The sequence below is a fragment of the Sulfuricella sp. genome (genome assembly GCF_035531155.1).
Classification (GTDB): Bacteria; Pseudomonadota; Gammaproteobacteria; order Burkholderiales; family Sulfuricellaceae; genus Sulfuricella.
Genome location: NZ_DATKTK010000054.1, coordinates 1 through 9,392 on the forward strand (window position 1 = coordinate 1; position 9,392 = coordinate 9,392).

General features: G+C 56.3%; 8 protein-coding genes and 1 pseudogene. 7 read left to right on the forward strand and 2 right to left on the reverse strand.

Features of this window, described 5'->3' with window-relative positions; genetic code table 11:
* Nucleotides 1-1,207 (reverse strand): IS4 family transposase (locus VMV64_RS11550; RefSeq protein WP_325330439.1); only part of this gene is annotated, 1,207 nt, incomplete at its 3' end.
* A gap of 209 nt (nt 1,208-1,416) precedes the next feature.
* On the opposite strand from VMV64_RS11550, the pseudogene VMV64_RS11555 reads away from it, so the two are divergent.
* From VMV64_RS11555 to VMV64_RS11585, 7 genes and pseudogenes are all read left to right on the forward strand, one after another.
* Nucleotides 1,417-1,593 (forward strand): annotated as a pseudogene (locus VMV64_RS11555) (transposase); the annotation flags it as partial.
* 196 nt (nt 1,594-1,789) lie between these two features.
* Nucleotides 1,790-2,158 carry a DUF2934 domain-containing protein gene (locus VMV64_RS11560; RefSeq protein ID WP_325330441.1) on the forward strand — a complete coding sequence of 123 codons (369 nt, stop codon included), beginning with the start codon at nt 1,790-1,792 and terminating at the stop codon, nt 2,156-2,158.
* A 148-nt stretch (nt 2,159-2,306) separates the two neighbouring features.
* Nucleotides 2,307-2,534, forward strand: coding sequence for a hypothetical protein (locus VMV64_RS11565; protein WP_325330443.1), 228 nt, complete (start codon nt 2,307-2,309; stop codon nt 2,532-2,534).
* A 193-nt stretch (nt 2,535-2,727) separates the two neighbouring features.
* A complete protein-coding gene (locus VMV64_RS11570; protein ID WP_325330445.1) occupies nt 2,728-3,360 on the forward strand; it encodes an NAAT family transporter in 633 nt (210 codons plus the stop codon).
* Between the two features lie 206 nt (nt 3,361-3,566).
* The gene (ftsH, locus tag VMV64_RS11575; protein WP_325330447.1) at nt 3,567-5,447 is read left to right on the forward strand and encodes an ATP-dependent zinc metalloprotease FtsH; all 1,881 of its coding nucleotides are present in this window, start codon (nt 3,567-3,569) and stop codon (nt 5,445-5,447) included.
* Nucleotides 5,448-5,537: 90 nt separating this feature from the next.
* Nucleotides 5,538-7,268, forward strand: coding sequence for a DNA polymerase/3'-5' exonuclease PolX (polX, locus tag VMV64_RS11580; RefSeq protein ID WP_325330449.1), 1,731 nt, complete (start codon nt 5,538-5,540; stop codon nt 7,266-7,268).
* A gap of 226 nt (nt 7,269-7,494) precedes the next feature.
* Nucleotides 7,495-8,235 (forward strand): murein L,D-transpeptidase, encoded by a 741-nt coding sequence (locus VMV64_RS11585; protein WP_325330450.1) that lies wholly within the window; start codon nt 7,495-7,497, stop codon nt 8,233-8,235.
* Nucleotides 8,236-8,395: 160 nt separating this feature from the next.
* On the opposite strand, the gene VMV64_RS11590 is transcribed toward VMV64_RS11585, so the two are convergent.
* Nucleotides 8,396-9,223 carry a substrate-binding periplasmic protein gene (locus VMV64_RS11590; RefSeq protein ID WP_414718884.1) on the reverse strand — a complete coding sequence of 276 codons (828 nt, stop codon included), beginning with the start codon at nt 9,221-9,223 and terminating at the stop codon, nt 8,396-8,398.
* Nucleotides 9,224-9,392 lie beyond the last annotated feature (169 nt).

Consider the following 9,392-nt stretch of genomic DNA (forward strand, 5'->3'; position numbering starts at 1 on the left):
TAATAATTCTGCCGGAGTTATAGAGGGGGCAGCCTTTCTTTCCACAACATGATGTCTTAGGGTAAGTTTGTTCGTCCGCGCTGATTCCAGCGGTGTCGGGCTGCAAGGCGCATGAAATAAGGGTTTTCTCAAAAACCGAGACCGATAAAATCTGTAGCAAAGTGTAGAGCGAGGCATTGAGATGAAGCTCCTTCTTAACGATGGCGATCAGCACATAGGTGGATACGGCGCACCAGATTTGCGTTTTCACCGCATTCTCGGTCGTGCCCAAAAAACGCTTGATACGCAGATGTTGCTTGATCCATTTGAAAAACAGCTCCACCTGCCAGCGGCTCTTGTACAGCGCGGCAATGGTCAGTGGCGGGAGTGTCGTATTGTTGGTCAAAAACATCAGCGTCTTGCCCGACTCGGGGTCTTTGAATCGAATGCGCCGCAAATGCTCCGGGTAGTCCTTGGACACGTAAAAACCGTTGAGCCGAATCGCCTGATCGCAGATCACCCCCGTACTTCGGTTGGTCTTGGTCGAGTACATGCGCTGGGCATTCATCCCGCGTTTGGCTCGGGTTACAAAGAATGCCCCCGTCTGATGCAGCTTGAAGAGTCTGCCGAAGTCCAGATAACCGCGATCCATCACATAAAAAGCCCCCGCTTCGACGGGCAAAATGTCGAGTATATTGACGTCGCCCATCCTGCCATCGCTGATGTGAATGAAAGCTGGAATCGCGCCGCGCAAATCCAGCAGCGTATGCATCTTTACCGCCGCTTTGGTGCTGCGAAACGGTGCCCAGTTGAAGAGGCTCAGACACAGGTCGATGGTGGTCGAGTCCAGTGCGTAGATCGTCGCATCGAATCCCAGTCCTGTCGGTTCCTTGGCGTAGAGGTCGCGGGCTCGCCTGATCAGGCGCATGGCCAGTTCGTGATAAATGCGCCAGTCCCGCTGATTCAAAGCGTCCGAAAGCGTGGATCGGGCCGGCACGCCGTTCAAACCCATGTGAAACAGTTTGCCCTGGTTGGCGGAAAGACAAGACTCGATGTCGCGCAAAGACTCGCGCCACGTCAATTGCGAGAAAGCCATCACGCGAAACAAATCGGCGCAGTCCAAGGTGCGCACCCCCGCATCTCCACCGTGACGGTCGATGATGCGTCCAAAGGTCTTCCACGGCACGTACTCCATGACTTGCGCAAACAGCGTCTTGCCCACGTTCATGCATCACCCCAGGTTCACCAAACCCGAAAGTATCGCAAATGCTCAATCTAAAATTCAAATCGTGGACACCCATTGATCGTTCAAAACACGCATCGATATTGGCTTTGCGGCCTGCATGACTCAATTAAACCGGACACTACTGGTATAAAAAAGCGATTGACTACGAATGTTCACGAATATGCAGCGGATTAATGCGTATTTCACTGAAGCCAACCACTCACCTTCTACGCAGTATCGATCGGCATCTTGACCTTCGCGATCTGCGCCAGCCTCTGTCCGATGACTACAGCCATACTGGCCGCCCCTCGATTGATCCCGAACTGATGATCCGCATGCTAGTCATCGGCTATTGCTTCGGTATCCGCTCCGAACGGCGCTTGTGCGACCTTTTTGATCCCATTCGATCGGAGCCGGCCACTCAGCCGCTACCGGATATATCGCTCAAACTGCGCCTGCCGGCCGGCGCTCATGTTGGACCGGCCGCAGGATATATTCCGGGACCTCAGCAAGGTTACACTTTTTATGATCTACACTATGATTGTTGGTATCTCATCTCACTGATCAATTACGGGAGAGGCAAGGATGGCTAAAAAGACAAGTGCGCGGGTTACTCCAAAAGGTCGCTCTAACGTTCCTTCGGAAGGAGATATCAGCCCCGAGCAACGCGAGCGTATGATTCGGGAGGCCGCCTATTTTCGGTACGTGCAGCGTGACTCTGTCCCGGGCCATGATCTTGACGATTGGCTTGCGGCCGAAGTTGAACTTTTCGGGGGGGAGGCCGAGCCGCAACCGCCCGAACTGGTCGAGACGACGGAATTCGGGATGCAGGAGAGCGGCGTCCACGGCTTCTGGGAGGACGATGCATTGAAGCGGATCATCAAGCAGCATCCGCGAAAAGGCATACCACAGGTTGAGAGTATGGAGCCCCAGGAAGCACCGCCCAAGGAATAACGCGGGCGCGGGTGGCATCTGCCGTTGAAAGGCCGCTCTCACCAGATTCACGGCAACCGAGTCCAGCCACTGTAGCTTGCGCCAGATCAGGATGCGGTTGACTATTGTCTGCGCAGAACCGCAGACCTCACATACTTAGGAGGCAGAGATGACTGGTCATCCCCCCCGGGTCGGTGCCCCGGATCCCGAACTCAAAACATCCCCGATCTTCGATGAGTATGACGAGATCTCGCTTGATTTGGAACTTGAAGCGGGTGCCTGTTATTTCAACGATGTGGCCTACCCGATTGGCCAATCCGTGCTGAGTGGCAGCGAGCTGCTGCATTGCGAAGAACGGGGCATCTGGATGCGCAGAGGCGAGATGCGACCCGAGTAGCCTCGGAATGCCTCACCTGAGCAGGACTCTGAGCTTGCCCGAACGGTCCAGCGTACCCAATCTGACCGCGCTCGCCAGCCCACTGAAACAGGCTCTTATTCGTGGTTGTGCTCGCAGATCCCAAGCCAGATGTTAAATCTTCGCTCCCCCTCCAATTCCACAGCCCTAAGCCAAACGGAAGAAAAATACTCAAATGCTCGACTGGGCCGATTATGCAAAAATCTTTGTGGCGCTCGTGATTATTGTCAATCCCGTCAGCGCGCTGCCGCTGTTCGTCAGCATGACAGCCAGCAACAGCGAAGCAGAAAAGAAACATATTGCACGTATAGCGAGCATTTCAGTTGCTGTGGTGCTTGTCCTGGCGGCAGTCATTGGTCAGCCTTTGCTGGCTTTATTCGGGATCACCATCGCTTCATTTAAGGTAGGAGGCGCGATCTTAATCCTGTTGATGGCCATTTCCATGATGCATGCCGCACCAAACAGAGAAAAGCAGACGCCGGAGGAAGCAAGAGAAGCCGAAAACAAGGAAAATATTGCTGTGGTTCCACTCGCGATACCGCTTCTTTCAGGCCCCGGGGCAATATCCACAACCATCGTCTACGCGACTGAGCGTTCATCGCCAGGCCATCTTGGGATCATCATTCTATGCTGCCTGTTGGTTGCGTTCACTACTTGGCTGGCACTAAGGCTCGCAACACCTGTAAGTAAATGGCTCGGGGAAACGGGTGTGAACATTGCTATTCGGCTGATGGGATTGTTACTGGCTGCAGTTGCGGTAGAGATTCTTACAAGCGGGCTTGTCGTATTGCTGCCCGGACTCAAGTAGGAGGTTTTTAGCTTCTGCAAACCGGATTAATGCAGACTGATCTTGCCGCTGAATTTTACGTGCCAACGGTAGCGATGGATATTGTGTTCAGGAATATTGGCAAAATCCTGAGACTGCCGTTCAAATTAACTACAATTAAACTTGATAATTAATGACGGACATCGCACCTCAGCCGCTGGTTGGTCTGAATCTGTTTGCCAGGAAATATGCCCATTCCCACGGAAAAAAAGAAGGGTCTGCTACCATCCTTTCCCCCGCCCTCCCGCGAGTCGGTCTGGTGGCTATTTGGCTTGGCGATGCTGGTGTGGGTTCTGTTCACGCTTATCCTGCCGATGGCGCAGGTGAAGCAGATTCCTTACAGCGAATTCAAGGCCATGGTGCGCGAAGGCCGTCTGCAGGAAGTAACCCTTGGCCCCTCGATTGTTAGCGGCATTCCAAAGGACGACAAGACACAGGGAGCCCGCGTGTATACGGCCGTGAAGGTCGATGATCCCGATCTGATCAAGGAGCTGGAAGCCAAAGGGATCCCGTATCGCGGTGAGCTGGAGAGCAAATGGGCCCCATTCATCTTGTCCTGGCTCATCCCTATCGTGCTGCTGCTGCTTTTTTGGAAGTTTATTCTCGGCAAGCTCGGCGGCGCACAACGCAACCTTCTCTCCATCGGGCAAAGCAAGGCCAAGTTATATGTAGATAGGGACACGGGCGTGACGTTTGACGACGTTGCCGGGGTGGATGAAGCCAAGGACGAGCTGCGGGAAATTATCGACTACCTGCGCGAGCCGGAAAAATACCGCCGCCTCGGCGGCACCATCCCCAAGGGTGTGCTGCTAGTCGGGCCGCCGGGCACGGGAAAGACGCTCCTGGCAAGGGCGGTGGCGGGCGAGGCACGCGTCCCGTTTTTCAGTATAAGCGGCTCCGAGTTCGTGGAAATGTTTGTCGGTGTCGGTGCAGCACGGGTGCGCGACCTTTTTGCACAAGCGCAACAAAAGGCCCCCTGCATTATTTTCATCGACGAGCTGGATGCCCTGGGCAAGGTGCGCAGCGTGTCGCCGGTGGCCGGAGGGCACGAGGAACGAGAACACACCCTGCAGCAGCTGCTGGTCGAGATGGATGGCTTCGACCCGCGCAAGGGGGTAATCATCATGGCGGCCACCAACCGCCCGGAAATTCTCGACCCCGCCTTGTTGCGTCCCGGCCGCTTCGACCGCCATGTGCTGGTGGATCGGCCAGATATTCGTGGCAGGGAAGATATCCTGCGAGTGCATTGCAAGCGCATCAAGCTTGCCCAAGATGTGGATATCAAGGTGCTGGCGGCACGCACTACCGGCTTTGTCGGCGCCGACCTCGCCAACGTCGTGAATGAGGCCGCCCTGCTGGCGGCACGCCACAACAAGTCTGCAGTGGAGATGGAGGATTTTGAGGAAGCCATTAACCGGCTCGTCGCCGGATTGGAAAAGAAACGCCGGGTAATGAGCCAAAAAGAGCAGGAAGTCATTGCCTACCATGAATCCGGCCATGCCCTGGTAGCGGAGTCACTGCCACAAACCGACCGGGTGCACCGCATCTCCATTATTCCCCGGGGTATAGCGGCGCTTGGATACACGCTGCAGCTTCCCACACAGGACCGCTATCTAATAACGAGATCCGAGCTGCTTGAGAGGCTGACTGTTTTCCTCGCAGGAAGAACGGCGGAAGAACTGGTCTTCCAGGAAATTTCCACCGGCGCCCAGGACGACCTGGAACGCGCCACCAGCATGGCCCGCAGCATGGTGTCGGCCTACGGCATGAGCGAGAAACTTGGCCCGATGACTTATGGGCCAGGCAAGCGCCCGCAATTTCTGGAAGAAACCATGCCCTTATACGGTCGAGAGATCAGCGAGGAAACGGCCCGCGAGATCGATCAGGAAGTGCGCACCCTCATGACTGAGGCGCACCAGCGCGCACACACCGTCCTGGAAGCACAGCGTGACATTCTGGACACCCTGGCGCATAAGCTTCTGGAAAAAGAAACCATCGAAGGCGACGAACTCCGGGAGATCATCAGTACCATGCGACAAGCCACGCCAACCAGCACCCACCTAAAATGAGTGTGGCCACGTCAGGATTCGAGCCTGCCTACCTGCGCCTGCTGCCCAGCGGCGAGTTGGAACAAGATCAGCGTCTAATGGAAATTCCCCATGCCGATCCATAACGCCGACATCGCTGCCATCTTCGAGGAGATCGCCGACCTGCTCGAAATCCAGGGAGCGAATCCCTTCCGTATCCGCGCTTACCGTAACGCCGCGCGTACCCTCGGCGAGCTGTCCAGGGATGTGCGCATGCTGGTGGAAAAAGGCGACGACCTGAAACGGCTCCCCGGCATCGGCGACGATCTTTCCGCCAAGATTCGGGAGATTGTTGCCACAGGTAGTTGCAGCTTCCTGGTGCGCTTGCGCACAGAACTGCCGCCTGCCGTCGCCGAACTACTGAAAATCCCTGGCCTCGGCCCCAAGCGGGTGAAAGCGCTCCACCACGGCCTTGAAGTGCAGACTGTCGAACAGCTTTACCGCGCCGCACGCGATGGCCGTATTCGCGCCTTGCCCGGCTTTGGAGAAAAGACCGAGCTCAACATCTTGCAGGCGGTGGAGGCACACGTCAGCCAGGCACGCCGCTTCAAGCTGGCAGTTGCTGCACAATATGCCGAGGCATTGCGCACCTACCTCGCGGCAGTGCCGGGGGTAAAACAAGTGACGATAGCAGGCAGTTTCCGCCGCATGCGCGAAACCGTGGGCGACCTCGACATCCTCGCCACCGCAATGCCGGATAGCCCAGTCATGCAGCGCTTTACCGCCTATGATGAAGTGACGGAAGTCCTCTCGGCCGGCGCCAAGCGTGCCAGCGTCATGCTCAAGTGTGGCCTGCAGGTTGATTTGCGCGTAGTGGCCGAAGAAAGTTACGGTGCGGCGCTGCAATACTTTACCGGTTCCAAGGCGCACAACATCGCCATCCGTCGCATCGCCCAGAAGCACGGATTGAAGGTCAACGAATACGGGGTGTACCGGGGTGAAGCCCGTATCGCCGGCGAGAACGAGGAATCCGTCTATCGTGCTGTCGGGCTGCCTTACATCCCGCCCGAGTTGCGTGAAGACCGCGGCGAGATCGAGGCGGCACATGCGGGGCGGCTGCCGCAGTTGGTGGAACTGGCTGACTTGCGCGGCGACCTTCACGTCCACACCAGGGCCACCGACGGCCGTAATACCCTGCGCGAAATGGCGCTGGCAGCTCAGGCACAGGGCTTTGAATATCTCGCCATCACCGAGCACTCGCGCCGCCTCACCGTGGCCCACGGCCTCGACCCGCTGCGCCTTGCACGCCAGTGCGACGAGATCGATGCACTCAATGAGCAGCTTACGGGGATTACCCTGCTCAAAGGCATTGAGGTGGATATCCTCGAAGATGGCAGCCTCGATCTGCCGGACAACGTGCTGGCGCGACTCGACCTGGTCGTGGGCGCGGTGCACAGCAAATTCGACCTGTCTCGCGCAAGGCAGACGGAGCGCATTCTGCGCGCGATGGAGCACCCCTGTTTCACCCTGCTCGCCCACCCTACAGGGCGGCTCATAGAAAAGCGCGAGCCTTATGACGTCGATATGCTGCGCATTATTCGCCAGGCCAAAAAACGCGGCTGCTTCCTTGAACTCAATGCGCACCCCGAGCGCCTCGATCTGCTCGACACTTATTGCCAGATGGCGAAGGAGGAGGGCGTGCTGATCAGCATCAATTCGGACGCACACAGCACCTTCGATTTCGCCAACCTGCGATTCGGGGTAGGTCAGGCACGGCGTGGCTGGCTGGAGAAGCCGGACGTGCTCAACTCCCGCCCGCTTGCCGAGCTGCGTACGCTCATCAAGCGAACCATGCAGCCATGACATGAAAGGTATGCGGTCATGATTGAGCGGGGATAAGAGAAAATAGGCGGGCCTTGGCAAGATTCGTCGCCCAACTGAATGGCTGCGCAATTTCAAAATCGGATACCCTTTTCACATGCATCGTCCATTTTCAAACGATTTCCGCGCCGTCATATTGGCCGTGTCGCTGCTGGGTACAACACAATCCTTCGCCTTGGAATCGGCGCTTGCGCTCAGAGAAATATATATGCAGAAAGTGGATCGCCAGCTTGCCGTGCCGCAGGAAGAGCAATGTTTTTATGCTGAACAACTCATCCACGAATTGCAGCAGGCGGGACTGGACAAACTGCCGCCGCAATACGTGGTGCTGGTTGATCGCAGTCCGCAGGTGCAGGCATTGCTGTTGTTCTGGATATCGGATGCCGGCCTTGCTGAATTTATTGGCGCATCGCCGGTATCGACCGGACGGAGAGGCGGGTTCATGTATTACGAAACACCGATCGGTGTGTTTGATCACACCGTTGCAAACCTCGATTTCCGTGCCGAGGGTACGGAAAATGCGCTGGGCATCCTCGGTTACGGCGTCAAGGGCATGCGCGTGTACGACTTTGGCTGGGAGCGCGCACGCAGAACATGGAAGCCCGGCGAAGGGAGAATGCGGCTACAGATGCACACCACTGATCCACGCTACCTCGAACCCCGGCTGGGAACCGTGCAATCGATGGGTTGCATCCGCATTCCAGCCACGCTGAACGCACTGATTGACCATTACGGCATACTCGATGCGGATTATGAACGGGCCATGGCAAGCAGCCGACATTTCTGGACGCTGCACCCGGATCGCGAGCCTACACTCTGGTCGGGACGCTATCTGGTAGTCATGGACTCCAATCGCGCCACCCGGCCGGATTGGTCGCCAAGGCCAAGCATGAAAATACGGTTGCCAAAAGTCAAACCGGCCATCATTCCAGCGCCTGTTCAGCGCTGATCGTCGCCGGCAGTTGCGTGCCAGGAGGAGATGGTCGGGAATCCATGAAATTTGGCTATCGACCGGCATCTCCCCAGCCAGAAGTAGATGTTCAGCATTAGAGCTGTGGTTTTCTCGCCAGTTTGGTCAATTCTGGTAACTGGAACGCCCAGAACCCCAGTTACGCCGCCGATTTCAGTTTGCGGTAGAGCGTGCGCATCCCCACTTTGAGGCTGGCAGCTAGCTGCACCTCGCCATTCATGAGCTGCCTGACGTTTGAACGCGGATCCGGGGAACTGAACAGGTTCTTGAATCCTTCACGCTTCAGGTGCTGCTCAGTAAACCAATTTGTCGTCGTAGCGATGGCGGCAATTGCCTTGGCCTCTTCCAGGCTGTTTATCCTGATTCCGGAGCCTTTCTTTGCGTAAAGAATTGCGCTGTTCTTCCCGACGGGCCCCACCCACTGGAAGAGGCTCTCCCTCTCCGGCGTGCGCTCGGCGCTGAAAAGCACCACCTTCGGGTGGAGCAGAGCCATGTTGTAGGCGTTTTTCCAGGAGGTTAACCGGATGTTGTCCGGAATTCCCTGGCGAGCAGCGATTTCCCTGACCATGTCCGTCACGAATCCAGACGGCTTTCCATCCCTCATGAAGGTGACGGGCGGGTATTCCTCTGTCACAAGTTGGAATATGCCGGGCGGGATTTCAGCAGGGAGCCACGTGGCGTAAATCTTCGCAAATGTACCGTCCCGTTTCATTTCATCCAATGTGTCCTGCCAACGGGCGACCAGCTCCGGTGATGTTCCCTTCGAGAAAGCGATGTAGACCAGATCAGTCGACATGGTAAAAGCATTTTTCACGTCATCCATGGATGACCCTATTTTTTTCAGAGCAGCCGGTATTTCCGTGTTGCTGGAGGCCAGCAATTGCACTTTTCCATCTAACAGCTGGTGTACGGTGGTCTCTCTGTCCGGGTAGCTTTGAGTATTGGTAAAGCCTTCCTCCTTGAGCATTTGTTCTGAATAATATTTTGATACGGTTGGCGGATTCAAGTCTGAAGTGCAACAGCGTTATGACGTGAGTGTAACTGGTTCATAAAGACCTCGTGAGGTGTTTTGAAGCCGAGGCATTTTCTGGGGCGGTGGTTGAGGCGATGCATGGCGAGTTCGATGTCTTTGCTGG

Coding starts and splice junctions, on each gene's coding strand:
- VMV64_RS11560 (WP_325330441.1), top strand. CDS start 1,790: ATGGCTAAAAAGACAAGTGCGCGGGTTACTCCAAAAGGTCGCTCTAAC.
- VMV64_RS11565 (WP_325330443.1), top strand. CDS start 2,307: ATGACTGGTCATCCCCCCCGGGTCGGTGCCCCGGATCCCGAACTCAAA.
- VMV64_RS11570 (WP_325330445.1), top strand. CDS start 2,728: ATGCTCGACTGGGCCGATTATGCAAAAATCTTTGTGGCGCTCGTGATT.
- ftsH (WP_325330447.1), top strand. CDS start 3,567: ATGCCCATTCCCACGGAAAAAAAGAAGGGTCTGCTACCATCCTTTCCC.
- polX (WP_325330449.1), top strand. CDS start 5,538: ATGCCGATCCATAACGCCGACATCGCTGCCATCTTCGAGGAGATCGCC.
- VMV64_RS11585 (WP_325330450.1), top strand. CDS start 7,495: ATGCAGAAAGTGGATCGCCAGCTTGCCGTGCCGCAGGAAGAGCAATGT.
- VMV64_RS11590 (WP_414718884.1), bottom strand. CDS start 9,223: ATGCTCAAGGAGGAAGGCTTTACCAATACTCAAAGCTACCCGGACAGA.